This is a genomic window from Paenalcaligenes hermetiae (assembly GCF_039543645.1).
GTDB lineage: Bacteria > Pseudomonadota > Gammaproteobacteria > Burkholderiales > Burkholderiaceae_B > Paenalcaligenes > Paenalcaligenes hermetiae.
Genome location: NZ_BAABKD010000008.1, coordinates 1 through 18752, shown reverse-complemented (window position 1 = coordinate 18752; position 18752 = coordinate 1). Strand labels below are relative to the sequence as shown.

Genomic DNA, 18752 nt, shown 5'->3' with positions numbered 1-18752 from the left:
TTTCAACTCGTCGCTTTTGCGTCTATGTAGGTTTTTATGATCGAACATACCAATAAACAGTTTCATTCCGACCTTGAAACCACACGCTCGTTGTTTTTACAAATGGGTGGGGTGGTGGAATCCATGGTAGACCAAGCCATGGAAGCTTTATTTAGTGGTGATTTAGCCTTAGTGGATCTCGTGCGTGAGCGCGAAAAAGAAGTCAATAGCCTCGAAGTTGAAATCGACGAGCGTATTACAAACATTATTGCTCGTAATCAGCCTACAGCAATTGATTTACGCATGTTGTTATCCATTTCTAAAATGCTGACGGATTTGGAGCGTTGCGGTGACGAGGCTGAACGCATTGCAAAAATGGCGCGTCGTCTTTACGAGGCCGATAGCGGCTATGAGCCAGTGGTTGAACTACGTCATATGAGCACATCAGTGGTGAGCATGATTCACCAGTCTTTGGATGCTTTTGCTCGCCAAGACATGGTGCTGGCAGCAGATGTCGTTCGTAAAGACAAAGACGTGGATAAAGAGTGGAAAGGGTCGTTGCGTCATATCATTACGTATATGATCGAGGACCCGCGTACGATTTCTCGCTCTATTGATTTGATTTTTATCGCACGTGCCTTAGAACGCATGGGTGACCATGCAAAAAATATGGCAGAGCGTGTGATCTATATGGTGCGTGGTGATGATGTTCGTCATACCGGTATGAAAAATACCGTGCGTACCGCGCTGGGTAAAGACATTGATTTTGATGACTAGGCCACAGCCTTTATTTTAAAAGCCCGCCATGCGGGCTTTTTTTATGCGCTAGGCGGGACGTAGCCTTGTGCTTCAATATCCTGATCATCAAATAAATAGCGCTGCATTTGCTCCGTAAGATATTTACGGGCGCGAGAATCTGCCAAATTTAAGCGATTCTCATTCACAATACGGGTTTGAATTTGAATCCAGTTCGCCCACGCTTCCTTAGAGATGGATTGCCAAATTTTGACACCCAGCTCCCCAGGGTAAGGGGGGAACTCTAGGCCTTCGGCTTCTTTTTTTAGTTTCACACATTGAACCATTCGAGTCATATCACACCTTTAAAATCATGGATTAGGCGCCATTGTAATCGCGGCAGGGCAGATACGATAGCATGCCGCGTAATTTATAGGCTTATGGCTTATTTGAGTTTTTTAATAAAGACTAAACTATTGCGTGAGCGGTTATATTGTGCTTGCTTTTCTTTAGGTAAGTGATCCACCGTACCTTGTACAAATCCCCGTTTAATAAACCAATGAGAGGTACGTGTGGTCAAGACAAAAAGGTAAGACGCGCCTAAGGTTCTGGCACGGCTTTCAGCATGGCGTAGTAGCAGTTCGCCTTCGCCCTCGCCTTGCCAGTCAGAGTGAACGATCAAGCAGGCCATTTCCACCATGCCTTCGCTTAAATAAGGCGTAATCGAAACACAACCGTAAATAATGCCATCGTGCTCAAGCACGGTAAAGCGCTCCACATCACGTTCTACAACGGCACGCCCTCGGGGGACTAGTGTGCCGTCTGCTTCGAGGGGCTCGATGAGCTGCAAGATGGCTCCCACATCATCTAAGGTCGCGGGGCGTAAATCATCGAGCTTATCCTCGACCACCATCGTGCCGACCCCATCATGGGTAAAAATCTCCATGAGAATGCTTCCGTCTAGGGTGTATGGCACAAGATGAGCCCGTGGCACACCGCGTTTTACGGCCAGCGAAGCGGACTCTAAAAAAACGGCACTATCTTCGTCCAAGCGTCCGGCCGCTAGTAGCTTGTCGGCCTCAATACGGGCTAATTCGCCGGCGATTTCTTCGCCTTCATCTTGGGTGGCTACTGCTTTTGGAGTGAGATAAATCAGTTTTTCGGCACGCAAGGCAACAGCGGCACTTAAAGCGAGCTCTTCCATGGCTAAATTAAAGGCCTCGCCGGTAGGGGAGAAACCTAAAGGAGAAAGCAGTACAATGGACTCTTGCTCTAAAGAACGTAAGATTGAATTGGTATCGATTTTACGCACAGCGCCAGCGTGCTTATAGTCAATGCCGTTGATCACGCCCATTGGGCGGGCAGTGACAAAATTGCCCGAAATAACACGGATTTGAGCGTGTGACATTGGGGTGTTGGGCAAACCTTGGCTAAATGCAGCCTCGATGTCCAAACGGATTTCCCCTGCGGCTTCTTTGGCACACTCTAATGCTTCGGCTCCTGTGGGTTCATTTTGACGCCCAAACTTAATATTATGACCTTTAACACGCAACTGCTCATTGACCTGTGGGCGTGACCCATGTACGAGTACGAGCTTAATGCCTAGTGCCGACATCAAGGATAAGTCAGGAATAAGGGTGTTTAAAAACCCATCACGAATCAGTTCGCCCCCAAAGCCGATCACAAAGGTTTTGCCTCTAAAACGATGCACATAAGGGGCAACCTCGCGAAACCAGCGCACAAACTGAGCGGGGGCAAATTCAGTGGCATCAAAGGCTGATAAGGTATCTAGGTTGGATTGGCTCATAGTCATGACATGAAGAGGGTGAACAAAGAGTAAAGCAAAATTATAATGTTGGACCGATTACGACAAAACGAGTTTCATGCAAAAATCTACAGATCAGCACCTATCAAAAAGACCTTTTCCGCAAATTCATTATCCTGAGGATCTCCCCGTTAGTGCTCGCCGCGAAGAAATTGCGGCGGCAATACAAGCCCACCAAGTGGTGATTGTAAGCGGAGAAACGGGTTCAGGAAAAACCACTCAGTTACCAAAAATTTGTTTGGAGTTGGGGCGTGGCCGTAAACGCATGATTGGTCATACGCAACCGCGTCGTATTGCGGCAACATCTGTCGCCAATCGTATTGCAGAGGAGCTAAACACAGAGATCGGTGATTGGGTCGGCTATCAGATTCGTTTCAGTGATAAAACCAGCCCGCACTCGGCAATTAAGCTCATGACCGATGGGATCCTGTTGGCAGAAACCCAGCGCGATCCGCTGTTGCGACGTTACGATACCATTATTATCGATGAAGCCCATGAGCGCAGTCTGAATATCGATTTTTTATTAGGTTTTTTGCGTCAACTATTGACGAAGCGTCGTGATTTAAAAATCATTATTACCTCGGCAACCATTGATGCAAAGCAGTTCGCACAGCATTTTGCTATTGATGGCAAACCTGCACCCATTATAGAGGTTTCAGGGCGCTTATACCCAGTGGAAATTCGTTATCGACCCATTTTAACCGATAAGGTTGATGAGACGGGGGAAAATAAAAACACAGAGGAGCGTGATCTTAACGATGGCATCATTGATGCGGTACAAGAGTGCCAACGCCTGGGAAGCGGTGATATTTTGGTGTTTTTGCCGGGTGAGCGTGAGATTCGCGAAGCGGCAGAAGCTTTGCGTAAGCAAGCGTGGATAGGTACGGAGATCTTGCCGCTGTATGCGCGGTTAAGTCATGCTGATCAAGCTCGCATTTTTAAACCTCAAGGAAACGCTCGGCGCGTGGTACTTGCTACGAATGTGGCGGAAACATCGTTGACTGTACCTGGTATTCGTTATGTGATTGATAGTGGCTTAGCGCGGGTAAAACGTTATTCGTGGCGTAACAAAGTAGAGCAATTACGTATTGAGCCCATCAGTCAGGCTTCCGCTAATCAGCGCGCTGGTCGTTGTGGGCGGGTAGGACCAGGTGTGTGCATACGCTTGTATGATGAGGCGGATTTTAAGCAGCGTGCTCCTTTTACCGACCCGGAAATTTTACGCTCATCGCTTGCTGCTGTGATTTTACGCATGAAGGCGTTACGCTTGCATGATGTGGAGTCCTTTCCTTTTGTGGATCCGCCATCAGGGCGAGCCATTGCCGATGGCTATCAGCTTTTACAAGAGATTGGTGCGTTGGATGAGCAACGACGCTTAACCAAAGTAGGCCGAGAATTAGCGCGTTTACCGCTGGATCCACGCATTGCGCGTATGATTTTAGCGGCACGGGATCAGCAGTGTCTGAGCGAGATGTTAATCATTGCTTCGGCCTTATCTGTGCAGGATCCACGTGAGCGCCCCTTAGAAAACCGCGACGCCGCGGAGCGCGCCCACCAAATGTTTGTGGAAACGCAGTCAGAGTTTTTGTCTTACATCAAAATGTGGCAATGGTATGCGGAGCAAGTAAAAAGTCGGCTCTCGCATCGTAAACTAGCTGCTTTACTGAAAGAGCGCTTTTTGTCGCCCATGCGTTTTAGAGAGTGGCGCGAGGTACATAAACAATTACACCAGCTGATTCGGGAACAAAATTGGCGCTTTAATGAAACGGCAGCGACGTATGAGCAGATTCATCTTTGTTTATTAACGGGGCTCATCGGTAATATTGGCCACAAGTCTGAAGAAACGAATGTTTATCAGGGCACGCGCGATATTCGTTTTTATATTCATCCTGGCTCGACGCTTGGAAAAAAAGCAGGGCGATGGGTATTAGCGGCAGAGCTTGTTGATACCACACGCTTGTATGCACGCTGTTTGGCTCGAATTGATCCAGTTTGGGTAGAGCGTGTCGGACATCATCTATTAAAAAAAACGTGGTCCGATGCGCGTTGGGAAAAACGCAGTGGTCGTGTAGTAGCTAATGAAAGAGCCACCTTATATGGGCTCACGATTTATAGTGGTCGGCGTGTTCACTATGGGCGTATTAATCCACAAGAAGCCCGTGAGATTTTTATTCGAGACGGCTTAGTGGCAGGGGAAATACAATCCACCTTACCTTTTTTAAAGCACAACCAGCAACAAATTGAAGCCATAGAAAAGTTAGAACATCAATCCCGCCGACCCGATATTCTTGTGGATGATGCGCTGATTTACGCTTTTTATGACCAACACATTCCTGCCGATGTTTATCAAACCGCTACCTTAGAGCGTTGGTATAAAAAACTACCCAAAGATAAAGCGCAAGCCTTACTGTTGAGTCGCGATCAGCTCATGCAGCACGAGGCCGCAGGGGTGACGACGGATGTGTTTCCACGCAATATTGAGTGGAAAGGGGTAAAACTGAAAGCCGATTATCATTTTGAGCCAGGCTCGGTGCGTGATGGCTTAACCGTTACGGTGCCACTATTTCATTTAAATCAACTGGATCAAGCGCGTGCAGATTGGTTAGTGCCAGGGATGCTTAAAGAAAAAGTGCAACAGCTGTTGCGCTCTTTACCGCAACGTTTACGGCGCGCGATGGTGCCTTTGCCTGATTATGCTGAAGGCTTCCATCAGCGTTGGTTTGACTATGCGCAAAAGCCAGTTAAGCCGCTTATTGACGTGTTAATCGATGACGTGTGGGCTCAGAAACGCGTGCGCTTGCAGCCATCCGACTTTAAGCTTGAAACTTTACCTAACCACTTGTTCATGAATTTTAAAGTGATAGATGAACATGGGCGTATGCTATCAGGGGGACGAAACTTAGATAAGCTTAAAGCCGAACATGGTCAGGCGGCGCAGGCCTCATTCCAAGAGGTCGCGGTACAGGATAAGTCCGTAGCCACAGCCTTAGACCATGATCAAATCACCTCATGGAGCTTTGGAACCCTGCCTGAAATACTTGAAATTCGGCGTCGGGGGCAAGCGGTGATCGGTTACCCCGCTTTGGTTGATAAGGGGGATTATTGCGAGCTGGATGTGTTTGATGATCCTGCGGCAGCAAAAAGGCAGCATCAGGTTGGTTTGCGTCGCCTTTTTCAAATCGCATTGCGCGAGGCAGTGAAATTCCAAGAGAAAAATCTTAAATCCCTAACGCCCATGGCATTGTTATACATGAGCTTAGGGACGCAAGAGGATTTACAGCGTCAGATCATCGATGCGGCGATAGATCAGTCTTGTTTAATGGCGCCTTGGCCCACGGATGAGGCTTCATTTTTACAGCGTTTAGAGCAGGCGCGTCCACGCTTTGGCTTAATCACTCAAGAAATCGCTAAGCAAACTGGGGTCATTTTACAGGCTTGGACGGATGTGTTGCGTAAACTGCCTACGGTTAAAACGCACACAGCAGCTTATGAGGATTTACAGCAACAGCAGCAGCGTTTGATGCATAAGTGGTTTGTGCGGGATACGGATCCTCAACAGCTACAACATTATCCGCGTTATTTAAAGGCGATGTGGGTGCGTATGGATAAGCTTCGAGCGGATCCAGCGCGCGATCAGCGGCTATTGGGTGATATTTTGCCATGGCAAACGAAGTACTTACGCGCTAAAGTGGCACTTAAGGGTGCGGAGGATCCTCAGTTAGAGCGTTTTATGTGGATGCTCGAAGAGCTTCGTGTCTCCCTCTTTGCCCAAGAGCTTCGTACCCCGATGCCCATTTCTGTTAAACGTGTAGAGCGTGCTTGGCACGCTATGCAATACTAAAACATGCTTATGACTTCCTCTTCCATACCCTTTGTGCATTTACGTAGCCACTCTGAGTTTTCAGTGGTGGATGGTATTACACGTATCCCAGCCATGATTCATAAAGCGGTGCAATATCAGCAACCTGCTCTGGCGTTAACAGATTTGGGTAACCTGTTCGGTTTAATTAAGTTTTATAAAGCCGCGCGTAAAAGTGGGATAAAACCTATCGTAGGCAGTGATTTATATCTAGAAAACGAAATTGATAGGGATAAGCCGTATCGTGTTGCTGTATTGGCCATGAATCACGACGGGTATTTAGCACTGTGCGATATTTTGACCAGAGCATGGTTAGATAACCAATATAAAGGTCGTGGAGAGGTGAAACGCGAGTGGCTCTGGCATCAGCCCGATTTGATTTTACTATCAGGGGCCCACCAGGGGGATGTAGGGCAGGCCTTACTTTCTGGAAATATTGAGCAAGCCTGGGCGTGGGCACAAGAGTGGAAAACCCATTATCCTGATCGCTATTTCTTAGAGTTGCAGCGTGCTGGTTTTGATGAGGAAGAGCGCTATATTCAAGCGGCAGTGTCGTTAGCTGGGGATATGAGCTTGCCGGTGGTCGCCACGCACCCGATTCAGTTTGCGGAGCCAGATGATTTTCGGGCGCACGAAGTACGTGTTTGTATTGCCGAAGGCGAACAGCTCGCTAACCCGAGGCGGGTGCGTCGCTTTACGCCAGAGCAATATTTTCGTAGTACAGAGGAAATGCAACAGCGCTTTGCGGATATTCCTTCTGCGTTGATCAATACGGTAGAGATTGCCAAGCGTTGTAACGTAGAGCTTAAGCTCGGTAAGCCGCATTTGCCGGATTTCCCCACCCCCGAGGGCATGAGCTTAGCCGATTTTTTAGTGCACCAAGCCGAAGAAGGCTTACAAGTGCGTCTTGCTCAGTTATATCCTGATCCGACCGAGCGCGCCCAACATCAGGCTGAATATCAAGAGCGTTTGCGTTGGGAATGCAAAACCATTATTGATATGGGCTTCCCTGGTTACTTTTTGATTGTGGCGGATTTTATTAACTGGGGGAAAAACAATGGGGTGCCGGTTGGCCCCGGTCGTGGTTCGGGTGCAGGCTCTTTGGTGGCTTATTGTTTAGGCATTACTGACTTGGATCCGCTACGATATGACTTGCTTTTTGAGCGCTTTTTAAACCCAGAGCGAGTCTCCATGCCTGACTTTGATATTGATTTTTGTCAGGATAATCGTGAGCGTGTGATTGACTATGTGAAACACAAATACGGTCGGCAGGCCGTCAGTCAGATTGCGACCTTTGGTACGCTAGGAGCCAAGGCTGTTATTCGTGATGTGGGTCGAGTCTTGGAACTACCATATGGTTTGTGTGATGGTTTATCTAAACTGATTCCATTTAGCCCCGCAGATCCGTGGAGTTTGAGCCGAGCGCTAGCAGAAGAGCCTGCTTTTAAAGAGCGCTACGAGACAGATGAAGAGGTTAAAGCATTAATTGATTTAGCAAAACCGCTCGAAGGCTTAACGCGTAGTGTCGGCATGCACGCGGGCGGTGTATTGATTGCGCCAGGCAAACTCATCGATTTTTGTCCTTTGTATCGTCAACCTGGCGAGGATGCAAATGCGGTTTCGCAATATGATAAAGACGATGTGGAAGATGCCGGCTTAGTGAAGTTCGACTTCCTTGGCTTGCGCAACTTGACCATTTTGGATTGGGCCGTGAAATATGTACGGCAATTTAACGAAGACAAAAAAGATTTTGATTTAATTCAGTTGTCTTTGGATGATCCGGGTGCTTATAAGGTATTGTGCGACGGTAATACAACGGCTGTATTCCAGTTAGAGTCGCGAGGCATGAAAGAGCTACTGCGAAGCCTGCGCCCAAGTCATTTCGAGGACATTATTGCAATGTTGGCCCTGTACCGACCTGGCCCCTTAGAGTCAGGGATGGTGGTGGATTTTGTTAACCGCAAACACGGGCGAGCAGAGGTCGATTATTTTCATCCTGATCTTGAGCCGGTACTCAAAAGCACCTATGGGGTGATCGTGTATCAGGAACAAGTGATGCTGATCTCTCAAATTATCGGTGGATATTCGTTAGGGGGGGCGGACTTATTACGGCGAGCCATGGGTAAGAAAAAGCCCGAAGAAATGGCGATGCACCGAGAGATCTTTGAAAAAGGAGCGGTGGAAAAAGGTTACGATGCCAAATTGGCTGTTAAGCTTTTTGATCTCATGGAAAAATTCGCAGGGTATGGCTTTAACAAAAGTCACTCTGCAGCTTACGCTTTGATCGCTTATCAAACGGCCTGGCTAAAAGCCCATCATCCGGCCGAGTTTATCGCTGCCACCATGCTATCGGATATGGATGACACGGATAAGATGCAGATCTTTTGGAAGGATGCTCTGGCAAACGGTGTCACTGTTTTACCACCTGATGTTAATGCATCAGAGTACCGATTCATTCCTGTCAAAGATGAGTACAGCGTGCAAGGGAAACCTCCGCGTACCATTCGCTATGGTCTAGGCGCTGTAAAAGGAGCAGGAGAAGCGGCCATCCATGCTATTGTGGCTGCCCGCCAACAGGGTGGTCCATTTAAAAGCTTATTTGATTTTTGTAAACGCGTGGATCGCTCAGCTCTTAATCGCCGCACCATCGAGGCCCTTATCAAAGCAGGGGCTTTTGATACGATTGATGAAAACAGGGCTGCGCTGTTAGCCACCGTGCCCCGAGCCATGGAAGCGGCAGAGCAAGCCGCACGAAATGCGCATCAGGTATCACTCTTTGATGATGATGCCGGGGATTTGATTGATCTCGAACTTGAGAAAGTCCCAGCATGGGATTTGCAAACGCGGCTGCGAGAAGAAAAAAGCGCAATGGGCTTTTATTTCAGTGGGCATTTATTTGATGCATGGCGAGATGAGGTGCGACGCTTTGCCCCTAGACCGTTGGCGAGTCTTGAGCCTTCTCGTGAGCCGCAGTGGTTTGCGGGGGTACTGTCTGGGGTGCGAGTACGTATGACACGCCGGGGGCGTATGATGATCGCGGCCTTAGACGATGGTTCGACCCAGCTTGAAGTCACCATTTTTAACGAGGTCTTTGAGCAGCACCGCCAGCGTCTTAAAGAAGATCAGCTCATTATAGTAAAAGGTCGTGTTAGTCACGATGATTACTCAGGTGGGCTACGCGTGTCTGCGGATGAGATCTATGATTTGCAATTAGCGCGTGAGGCTCGCGCTCGAGCGCTTAGCTTACATTTGTCTGCTGAGCATTGTCAGCTGGATAAGCTGCAGCAGCTGTTAAATCCTTTTCGAGCAGAACCAGAAAATAATATCCCTGGGGTCTTGGTGGAATTACAACTTGATCAAGGGCATTATGTTTGTACTGTGCGGCTGGGTACGGAGTGGCGTGTGCGTTTGGCAGACACGCTGCTTGAGCAATGTCAACAGTGGCTAGGAGAGCATGCTGTGGAGATCAGTTATTAAATGAAACCCTTGAAAATTCTTTATACCGAAGCGGCAACCGGTTACGGTGGGCAAGAGCGTTACATTCACCGTTTGATGCGGCAAATGCGAGCTGCTGGTCATGAAGTGCATGCTTTGTGCCAGTCGGACGCACGATTACGTCAATATCTGGAAGCAGAAGGTTTTACTGTACACCTGTTCTCCATGGATAGTGGTAGTGATTTTTGGCGCAACCTTTTAGCGTTACGACGGCTCATGCAAGAGCAGCATTATGATGTGGTCAATACAAATAGCCGCCGTGATACGATTCATGCAGGGGTAGCGGCTCGTTTAGCGGGGGTGCCTTTGGTCGTACGAACACGGCACTTAGCGCGGCCGGTAGGGTCGTTGCTTTCTTACCGGTGGGTGCCGCATCGTGTGATCGCTGTCAGCGAGTTCGTGCGTCAGCAAATCATACAGCGGGGGATGCCTGCGGAGGCGATCGATGTCGTGTACCCTGCCGTTGCTCTTCCAGACCCCTTGCCTAAGCAGCGGTTACGCCAAATGCTTAACTTAAGCACAGACGATATTCTTGTGGGAAGTATTGCCGTTTTGCGCAAAGAAAAAGGGATGCAAGAGCTGATTCAAGCGATGGCTCCGATTATTCGTGCGCGTACCGATGTGCATTTAGTTATTATTGGGGGTGGTGCTTTACAAACGCAACTGGAGCAGTTTGCTCAGCAACTAGATGCCGATGCCCAAGTTCATTTTCTAGGGGAGCAACAAGATATCTCTGAGCTAATAGGTGATTTGGATATTTTTGCGTTGGCTACCTATTTAGAGGCTTCTGGCACCGTGTTTGCCGAGGCCGCTGCCGCAAAGCTTCCTACTATCGGTACGCAAGTAGGTGGGGTGCCCGAAATGCTACTGCCAGGGCAAAGCGGTATGTTGGTACCTTTGCATGATATCGTGGCTTTACGACAGGCTCTCCAGCGTTTGATTGATCAACCTGAGCTACGCAAACAAATGGGGCTGGCGGGTTATGACTACGCGGTGACAGAACAGCGTTTTAGCTTAATCACCATGCAAAAAAAGACAGAGGCATGCTACCGCCGCTGGTTGGAGCAGAGACAATGATTAAACCGTCTGTTCCTGTGTTGATGTATCATCATGTGCGACCGGAAGGTGGCATGATAGCTTGTACACCCGAACATTTCGAGGACCAATTACGCTGGTTACAAAAAAACCATTATAAAAGTCTGACCTTAGATGAATTTGCACAGCACCTACAGGGTAAGCCAGTTGGCAAGGCCGTCTTGATTACTTTTGATGATGGTTATTTAGATAATTGGGTATACGCTTTTCCTTTATTAAAAAAATATGGTTTTCATGCAACGATATTTTTGGTGACCTCATGGCTACAGCACGGCGCTGTGCGACCCAATACAGAAAGCCAAGCCCCCTTACCTGATTGCCCTGAACACCGGGTGTGCGAGACGCTTATTGCACAGCAGCGTAGTGATGAGGTTATTTTGCGTTGGTCAGAAGTACAAACCATGCGCGAATCAGGGTTGGTCGAGTTTCATAGTCATACGCATACGCATACTCGATGGGATTTAGATAGCGGTGTAGATAAAAATGAAAAAATGCGTTGGGAATTACAGGCATCGCGGCAGACACTAAGGCAGGAATTAGGCGGTGTGTCATCTCACTTGTGTTGGCCCCAAGGCTATTTTGATGCGGATTATGTGCGCATTGCGCAAGACCTAGGTTTTGTTTATCTATATACGACTCAGCCTTTTGGGAGAAATACCTCTGCTACTTCTCCTGCATATATTCATCGTTTTGCTGTACGCAATCGGCCGGGGAAAACGTTAGGCAAGCGTATTCGCGCTAGTCATCATCCTCTGATTGCTCCTTTTTTTAACTCTTTTAAACAGTGGCGTCGTGCACGCCGTCTAGCCTGATGTTATCAGTCATTATTATCACCAAAAATGAGCAGGCGCATATTGCGGAGTGCATCGCCTCTGTTTCTTTTGCTACTGAAATTATTGTTTTGGACTCTGGCAGTACGGATGCTACCTGTCAAATCGCTCGAGAGTTAGGGGCAAAAGTCTACCACACCACTCATTGGCCTGGATTTGGACCACAAAAAAACAAAGCGTTGGATTTAGCCACCCAACCGTGGGTGTTATCTTTGGATGCTGATGAACGCGTACCTGCCTCATTGGCACAGGAGATTCAAGCCACCTTGACCAACCCGCAGGCTGATGCCTATACAGTAGCGCGAAAATCAAGCTTTGGTGATCGTTGGATTCAGCATAGTGGATGGTGGCCGGATCGCTTGGTACGTTTGTTTAAACGAGATCAAGGGCGCTTTAAAGACGTGGCGGTGCATGAAAGTGTTGTTGTGCAAGGGGTAACAGCCGACTTACAAGGGTATTTATTGCATTACCCTTATGATAGCTTAGAGACCTTGATCACTAAAACAAACCAGTACTCATCAGCGGCGGCCCAGCAATTGCATGAGCGGGGTAAGCGTATAGGTCTGTTAGGCATTGTTGCCAAAGCCTTTTGGACTTTTGTGCGTATTTATGTCATACGCCGCGGTTTTTTAGATGGTAAAGAGGGTTTTATTTTGGCTGGAGTGGCAGCGGCAGGCAGTTTTTTTCGTTATAGCAAACTCTGGTTTTTAAATAAAAACGTGCATTGGAAGCCTACGCCGCCCACGGATGAATAATCAATAATAATTAAATCCAGCCTCGTATCCAGTAGACGAGAAGACCAACATACTCTTTGATAATAGAGCGACTAGCATTGAGTGCTTGATAGCTAGGTAGCCAAATGGAAAGCCATGAAGCATTGGGGCGAGTAATTTGTGGTGCTACAGGAGCGGCAATGACTTGAACATTTTCTTTACGAAAAGCCGCTGCAGAGCGTGGCATATGCAGGGCAGAGGTAACGAGTAGCACGGTATGAAGCTGGTGCTCCTGTAGTAATTTAGCGCTGTAGAGGGCGTTTTCGCGCGTAGTGAAGCTTTGTTCTTCGATGAGAATGGCTGTGCTGGGGATGCCTTGATTTTTAAGGTAGCGTGCCATAGTCTGGGCCTCGCTAGTGCCACCATCTAAGGCAGCTCCTGAAACCATTATTACTGGTGCGCGTTGTGCCTGATACAGGGATGCTCCACGCTGAATGCGAGTGGTGGTTTTTTCTGGGTCATAAGCCTCAAACCAGTTATGACGGCTGTTAGCAGTGTGTCCACCTAAGACCACGATAGCATCAGCGATTGGGTTATGTTCGGCGGCCTGGTAAGTGTACTGGTTTTCTAAATGACCGCCTAACCATATTGAGGCGGCGGGCATAGACCAGAACCATGTCCATGCTACCGCAATCAAGGTAACGGAAAAGGCCCGTTTGCGTTTTTTGAATAATAGTAGCACTGTGGCCAGTAGCAGCAGTGCCATAGCAAAGTTAATGGGAATAACCAGTTGAGTTAAAAGATTGGCAATATTCATGGGGTCGTACTAATTAGGTGTGTGTGTTGTAAGACATTTTCTAGGCTTGGCCATTTTCCCATTTGCCCAAGGCAAATCGCTCGATCAGACCAAGGACCTGTGCGGGCAGCGTCGGTGACACCAATTAGTGTAATTTGTGGGGCATTGACGGCGGCGGCTAAGTGAGATACGCCAGAGTCATTGCAGATTACGACATTTACGCTTTTACAAAGTTGGGCAAAGGCGAGGAGTGGTAATGGGTCTAAGCGCGTTGCGGACGGGGCATTTTGCAAAGCTTGCTCCACTTCATTTGGTGGCGGGCACATGTAGACTTGGTAGTTTTGGGCTTGGAGCGCCTGGGTAAGCGCTTCGTAGTGAGGCCAGATTTTTACTTGACCCTTATGCAGACCCACAGCCGTCGGGGCGATGAGAATATTTTTTTGTTTTGGGTCTAAACCAAATAACGTAGGGTCGGCTTTAGGCACACCGGCTAAGTGCAAACTGCGCATGGGGGTGGGGGCGATAGGCTGTTGCCAGATTGTTGTTGCTTGTTTCGCTAAGTAATACCACGATTCTACGGCGTGGAGCGATGTTGTGGGTTTTTTAATAGACCAGCGTAATAAAAAGCGACGACCATCATCCCGGTAGCCAGCTGTAGGAATACCTGCCCAACGGAAAATCAAAGCACTGGATAAGGAGTCCGGTAGGCTAAGCCCAAAACAGGTTTTATGCTGATGGTTTTTTCTATATTGACGTAGCGTGCGTGCATCTTGGTGCCATTTCCCTTGCATTGGTACAAAGCCTGTGAGTGCGTAACCGGATAATAATGTTTTAGCCCATGGCCTGGCGCAGACGATGACACGATAGTTCCGAGCGAGTAATGCCTCGAGCGTGGGGAGGCTCATACACACATCGCCTAACCAGTTTGGAAGGCGTAAATACACTAAGGGAGATTCCATCATAAATGTTAAAAATACAAAAAATAAGGTCCTAGCTAGAGCCTAAAGGACTTAGGCGTTAAAATACGCCCATTCTCTAGTATATAAGTGAGACTGTAGTTGAAAAACCTAAAATCGCCTCCTATGTCGACTAATTTTAATGCGGAAGCAGAAATTTGGCGTCGAATTTACAGCCGTTTACGACCTTATTGGAAAATGGTCATTGTGGCGGTGTTGTTAGTTAGTATTGTATCGGCCACCAAGCCTGTTTTGGCTGTGATCATGAAACCTCTCTTAGATGATGGGTTTACAGGGGCCAAGCCTTATTATATTTGGCTATTACCGTTATCCGTGGTGGTGATTATGTTGGTACGAGGGCTTGCCTCGTATGCCAGTAACTATTTGCTTGCCTTGGTGGCAAACAATATGTTGCGTAATTTGCGCCAGGAAATGTTTGCGCGCTTACTGGTGTTACCGGATAGCAAGTTTAAAGAGGGTGATACAGGGCGCTTGCTCAACCGCTTTACCATTGATGCGGGCACGTTGACTAACGTTGCAACCGAGGTCATTACTGTATTGGTACGCGAAAGCTTAACGGTGGTGGCATTGATCGCGGTACTGCTTTATATGTCTTGGCAGCTGACCTTGATTGTTTTTGTGATGTTGCCCGTGGCTTATATAACCGCACGCATTATTTCTAAACGCTTACGTCGCATTAACCGTGGCGCCTTGGATATGAATGCGGAGCTAACCCGTGTAGTAGGGGAAACCATCGAAGGGCAGCGAGTCATTAAGCTGTTCGATGGCTACGAGCGCGAAGCTGAGCGCTTTCAGTATGTGAATGGTCGTATACGTCGCTTTGCCATGCGAGCGGCTAGTGCCAGTGCTGCTTTATCGCCGATTACACAGTTCTTTATTTCTATTGCGGTAGCGGCCGTCATAGCGGTTGCACTGTATCAAGCCACGGCTAAAGGGCTAACGGTGGGGGGGTTTGCTGCTTTTATGGCGGCGCTAGTCCAGCTGTTTGATCCGATTCGTCGTTTAGCGAATATCACGGGTACCGTGCAAAAAATGTTGACTGCTGCAGAGAGTGTGTTTGCTTTAGTGGATTACGACCCTGAGGCGGACACGGGGACTCAGCAGTTAGCTACCCCTATCCATGGTAAAGTCGAGTTCCGCCATATCTCACACCGTTATCCAAACCAAGACAAACTCACTATTCGTGATGTGTCATTTACCATTCATCCTGGGCAGACAGTGGCGTTAGTGGGGCGCTCAGGCAGTGGTAAAACTACGCTTGCTAATATGTTGCCGCGTTTTGTGGAGCCTACAGAAGGGGAGATCTTTATCGATGATATGCCTGCCTCTGCGCTGCAGCTTCACTCTTTGCGCTTACATCAATCCTTTGTAAGCCAGGATGTGGTGCTTTTCGAGGGTAGTATCAAGGATAATGTAGCGTATGGTGCTTATGCCGATGTTCCCGAGGAAAAGGTTTGGGAAGCCCTAGAGGCCGCTAACTTAGCACAGTTTGTGCGTTCCTTACCCGAAGGTATTCATACACAAGTGGGGGAAAAGGCCGGGAACCTTTCAGGGGGACAGCGCCAACGCTTAGCTATTGCACGTGCTTTGATAAAAAACGCTCCAATTTTAATTTTAGATGAGGCCACTTCAGCTTTGGATAACGAGTCAGAGCGTCAGGTACAACTCTCTTTAGAGCGACTCATGAGCAATCGTAGTACATTAGTGATCGCTCACCGCTTATCCACAGTCAAAAATGCAGACCGGATCATTGTCTTGGACGAAGGTCAGATTGTAGAGTCTGGCACGCATGATGAGCTTTTGGCACAGCAGGGCGTGTATGCCAATCTTTACGAAATGCAGTTTGCTACCACTTAAGGGAAAAAGATGAAAAAAATGCGATTGGCTCTGATAGCCTTGGCGGTTGGTATGAGCGGTTGTATGGCTACGGCAGATACCGGTTTGCGAGAGTTTGATTTACGTAAACCCATTTATGAACACCATGACACACCTATCTATATGGACTTGCCGACCGTACAGCGACGCCTTTACTTGCATGCACAAGCATGTGATATAGAGTACTCATTTACAAAAGATCCTTTGCAAGTACACTTTGCCACGGTGCGATATGGGCCAGCGGGGGCTACCGATTTAAAAGATCAAGTCATGCTAGATTTAACGGCTTACGCAACAGGTAAGCTAGGTGTGGTGGGATATAGCTATTATGCGAAAAATGCCCCCTTGATTTCGGGGGTGCTTCAAGCTTTGGCTAAACCGGATCGTTGCCCTCAAGGCATTCCCTCTAAAACAAAATAATATCGTATTGTTCTTGGGAATACATGGCATCTACCTCAAGCGAAATAGGCTTCCCTATAAAATCGCCTGTTTGAGCAAGATGCTGGCTTTCTTCCTCTAAAAACAAATCCACCACGTCTTGAGAGGCAAGGATACGAAACTCTTTTGGGTTAAACTGCCTTGCCTCTCGCAGAATTTCTCTTAGGATTTCATAGCACACGCTTCTTGCGGTTAACACCGAGCCGCGAGATTGGCAGGTGGGGCAAGGCTCACAAAGTAAATTCGATAGCGACTCGCGTGTGCGCTTTCGGGTCATTTCAACCAAACCTAGCTGACTAAAACCGCTAATCGTAATGCGGGTGCGGTCTTTTGCTACCGCATTACGTAACTCGTCCAGGACTGATTCTCTGTGCTCTGGGTTTTCCATGTCGATGAAATCCAGAATAATAATGCCACCTAGGTTGCGTAAGCGTAACTGACGGGCGATGGCAACAGTAGCTTCTAGGTTTGTCTTAAAGATGGTATCACCAAAATTCCTGCCGCCTACATAGCCTCCTGTATTGACGTCCACCGTCGTGAGCGCTTCTGTTTGATCAATAATTAAATATCCACCAGATTTTAAATCTACACGTCTAGATAAGGCTCGTTGGATTTCCTCTTCGGCACGTACTGTATCGAATAGGGGGCGGCTACCGCTATGATGATGGATTTTGTCGACCAAGGCTGGGGTGTAGACTTCGGCCCACTCTTTCATCTGCTGAAACACCATCCGCGAGTCCACAATAATTTTATCCGTAGAAGGGGAGGCAACATCGCGCAAAATACGTTGGTGTAAATGCAGCTCGGTGTAAAGCGTAGAGGGGCTCCCTTGCGTTTTTAGGCGTTGTAAAATAATCCCCCATAGCTTTTTTAGATACAGACAGTCTGTTTGTAGTTCCTCATCAGTAGCGATTTCTGCCTGAGTACGTACTATAAATCCACCTTCCTCTGTGCCGGCTAGCTGCTGCACCCGCTCTTTGAGACGCTGTCGGCATGCCTCATCATCGATTTTTTGCGAAACGCCAATATGGGGATCATAAGGCAGATAGACCAACATGCGTCCAGCAATACTAATTTGCGTGGAAAGTCGCGCACCTTTGGTCCCGATGGGATCTTTGGTGACTTGGACAATGAGAGACTGCCCTTCAAATAGGAGCTTTTCAATCGGCGTTGGGGGGGTTCCCTCAATGCGCTCCTTGCGATTTTGTCGCAGGTCCGCCACATGGATAAAAGCCGCTCGTTCTAGACCAATTTCAATAAAAGCACTTTGCATCCCAGGCAGAACCCGCACAACTTTGCCTAAGTAAATATTGCCCACATAGCCGCGCTGTATGCTTCGTTCTACATGCAGCTCTTGTACTTGGCCTTGTTCTACAAGTGCAACGCGGGTTTCAAATGGCGTAACATTAATAAGAATATCTTCGGACATGGGTGTGTAGGAACTATATAAATAGAGTAATAGTGTTAGCTTAGCGGTTTTAAGCATGAATAGGTATGGGGGCGTGCCCACCTCATCAGATTGAGGTATGCCATTTGTTTTTTTCTTTTCAAATAAGCTTGCTTTTATTTTTTAGGCTTGCTATAGTTACTTTTCTTTCGCAGCACCCCTTGGGGTTTACCCGCATCAGGGAACCCGGGTCAGAAAGAATCAGCATTAAGCGGCTTGACACAGGATTAAAATTGCTTCATAATTTAAATCTTTCGCAGTTAACGCAGCGCAGCAAAATTAAGCTTTACTTTTTATTTTGTTCTGTGCTATAGTTTAATGCTTTCGCAGGGAATTAAACCTAAACGTTTACCGGTTTACGGCAGCAAGCCAGCCACAAATTTTTATGTTTGATTTGAAAATAAAGCGGGTCACCTAAATACAGGTTGACAAAAATTTAAAAACGCTTCATAATTTCATTTCTCTGCAGCTAACAGCGCAGTGCAGTAGTCGCGATGTTAGTAGTAGTATCGATACCGCTTATGACAAGCGTGTGTCAATTGATCTTTAACAATGTAACAGCCGATAAGTGTGGGCGCTTGGAATGCGTGGGCCGATATCCTTTCACGAGGATAACGCCACAAAACTTAATCAAGTGCTCACTGTAAGAAATACAGGTTTTTGCCTTGTGCAACAACTGTTATTTCTT

Annotated in this window: 13 protein-coding genes; 8 read left to right on the top strand and 5 right to left on the bottom strand. The window is 47.7% G+C overall.

Annotated features, from left to right (window positions below; all coding sequences use genetic code 11):
• Positions 1–36 precede the first annotated feature (36 nt).
• Positions 37–756: a phosphate signaling complex protein PhoU gene (phoU, locus tag ABD980_RS04520; RefSeq protein ID WP_260648984.1), complete on the top strand. Its 720-nt coding sequence runs from the start codon at positions 37–39 to the stop codon at positions 754–756.
• Between the two features lie 41 nt (positions 757–797).
• Here phoU and ABD980_RS04515 read toward each other — a convergent pair whose 3' ends face one another.
• Together ABD980_RS04515 and argA are read right to left on the bottom strand one after the other, a co-directional pair.
• Positions 798–1070 (bottom strand): oxidative damage protection protein, encoded by a 273-nt coding sequence (locus ABD980_RS04515; protein ID WP_300647855.1) that lies wholly within the window; start codon positions 1068–1070, stop codon positions 798–800.
• Positions 1071–1159: 89 nt separating this feature from the next.
• The gene (argA, locus tag ABD980_RS04510; protein WP_300647853.1) at positions 1160–2521 is read right to left on the bottom strand and encodes an amino-acid N-acetyltransferase; all 1362 of its coding nucleotides are present in this window, start codon (positions 2519–2521) and stop codon (positions 1160–1162) included.
• Between the two features lie 76 nt (positions 2522–2597).
• Between argA and hrpA the strand changes: the two genes are divergently transcribed.
• The 5 genes from hrpA to ABD980_RS04485 are packed head-to-tail and all read left to right on the top strand — an operon-like array spanning position 2598 to position 12573.
• Positions 2598–6380 (top strand): ATP-dependent RNA helicase HrpA, encoded by a 3783-nt coding sequence (hrpA, locus tag ABD980_RS04505; protein ID WP_345369926.1) that lies wholly within the window; start codon positions 2598–2600, stop codon positions 6378–6380.
• Between the two features lie 3 nt (positions 6381–6383).
• On the top strand, positions 6384–9875 hold the full coding sequence (dnaE, locus tag ABD980_RS04500) for a DNA polymerase III subunit alpha (protein ID WP_377536205.1): 3492 nt from the start codon (positions 6384–6386) through the stop codon (positions 9873–9875).
• Positions 9876–10970: a glycosyltransferase gene (locus ABD980_RS04495; protein WP_345369922.1), complete on the top strand. Its 1095-nt coding sequence runs from the start codon at positions 9876–9878 to the stop codon at positions 10968–10970. It abuts the gene before it with no gap.
• Positions 10967–11800, top strand: coding sequence for a polysaccharide deacetylase family protein (locus ABD980_RS04490; RefSeq protein ID WP_345369920.1), 834 nt, complete (start codon positions 10967–10969; stop codon positions 11798–11800). Before ABD980_RS04495 ends, ABD980_RS04490 begins: the two co-directional genes overlap by 4 nt.
• Positions 11797–12573, top strand: a complete 777-nt coding sequence (locus tag ABD980_RS04485) for a glycosyltransferase family 2 protein (RefSeq protein WP_300647054.1) — start codon at positions 11797–11799, stop codon at positions 12571–12573. Before ABD980_RS04490 ends, ABD980_RS04485 begins: the two co-directional genes overlap by 4 nt.
• A gap of 10 nt (positions 12574–12583) precedes the next feature.
• Here ABD980_RS04485 and ABD980_RS04480 read toward each other — a convergent pair whose 3' ends face one another.
• Both ABD980_RS04480 and ABD980_RS04475 read right to left on the bottom strand, forming a co-directional pair.
• Complete coding sequence (locus tag ABD980_RS04480) at positions 12584–13348, bottom strand: YdcF family protein (protein WP_345369918.1); 765 nt, start codon at positions 13346–13348, stop codon at positions 12584–12586.
• Entirely contained in the window at positions 13345–14232 is an 888-nt protein-coding gene (locus ABD980_RS04475) for a glycosyltransferase family 9 protein (RefSeq protein ID WP_345369916.1), read from the bottom strand. Before ABD980_RS04475 ends, ABD980_RS04480 begins: the two co-directional genes overlap by 4 nt.
• A 177-nt stretch (positions 14233–14409) precedes the next feature.
• Here ABD980_RS04475 and msbA point away from each other — a divergent pair, with 177 nt between their 5' ends.
• Together msbA and ABD980_RS04465 are read left to right on the top strand one after the other, a co-directional pair.
• A complete protein-coding gene (gene msbA / locus ABD980_RS04470; RefSeq protein WP_345369914.1) occupies positions 14410–16161 on the top strand; it encodes a lipid A export permease/ATP-binding protein MsbA in 1752 nt (583 codons plus the stop codon).
• A 9-nt stretch (positions 16162–16170) separates the two neighbouring features.
• On the top strand, positions 16171–16599 hold the full coding sequence (locus ABD980_RS04465) for a hypothetical protein (RefSeq protein WP_345369912.1): 429 nt from the start codon (positions 16171–16173) through the stop codon (positions 16597–16599).
• On the opposite strand, the gene rng is transcribed toward ABD980_RS04465, so the two are convergent.
• Positions 16586–18046 carry a ribonuclease G gene (gene rng, locus ABD980_RS04460; RefSeq protein WP_300648120.1) on the bottom strand — a complete coding sequence of 487 codons (1461 nt, stop codon included), beginning with the start codon at positions 18044–18046 and terminating at the stop codon, positions 16586–16588. The genes ABD980_RS04465 and rng overlap by 14 nt on opposite strands.
• Positions 18047–18752: the final 706 nt, after the last annotated feature.

Excerpts from the sequence above, each read along its gene's own strand:
- phoU (WP_260648984.1), top strand. The coding sequence starts at position 37 with ATGATCGAACATACCAATAAACAGTTTCATTCCGACCTTGAAACCACA.
- ABD980_RS04515 (WP_300647855.1), bottom strand. The coding sequence starts at position 1,070 with ATGACTCGAATGGTTCAATGTGTGAAACTAAAAAAAGAAGCCGAAGGC.
- argA (WP_300647853.1), bottom strand. The coding sequence starts at position 2,521 with ATGAGCCAATCCAACCTAGATACCTTATCAGCCTTTGATGCCACTGAA.
- hrpA (WP_345369926.1), top strand. The coding sequence starts at position 2,598 with ATGCAAAAATCTACAGATCAGCACCTATCAAAAAGACCTTTTCCGCAA.
- dnaE (WP_377536205.1), top strand. The coding sequence starts at position 6,384 with ATGCTTATGACTTCCTCTTCCATACCCTTTGTGCATTTACGTAGCCAC.
- ABD980_RS04495 (WP_345369922.1), top strand. The coding sequence starts at position 9,876 with ATGAAACCCTTGAAAATTCTTTATACCGAAGCGGCAACCGGTTACGGT.
- ABD980_RS04490 (WP_345369920.1), top strand. The coding sequence starts at position 10,967 with ATGATTAAACCGTCTGTTCCTGTGTTGATGTATCATCATGTGCGACCG.
- ABD980_RS04480 (WP_345369918.1), bottom strand. The coding sequence starts at position 13,348 with ATGAATATTGCCAATCTTTTAACTCAACTGGTTATTCCCATTAACTTT.
- ABD980_RS04475 (WP_345369916.1), bottom strand. The coding sequence starts at position 14,232 with ATGAGCCTCCCCACGCTCGAGGCATTACTCGCTCGGAACTATCGTGTC.
- msbA (WP_345369914.1), top strand. The coding sequence starts at position 14,410 with ATGTCGACTAATTTTAATGCGGAAGCAGAAATTTGGCGTCGAATTTAC.
- ABD980_RS04465 (WP_345369912.1), top strand. The coding sequence starts at position 16,171 with ATGAAAAAAATGCGATTGGCTCTGATAGCCTTGGCGGTTGGTATGAGC.
- rng (WP_300648120.1), bottom strand. The coding sequence starts at position 18,046 with ATGTCCGAAGATATTCTTATTAATGTTACGCCATTTGAAACCCGCGTT.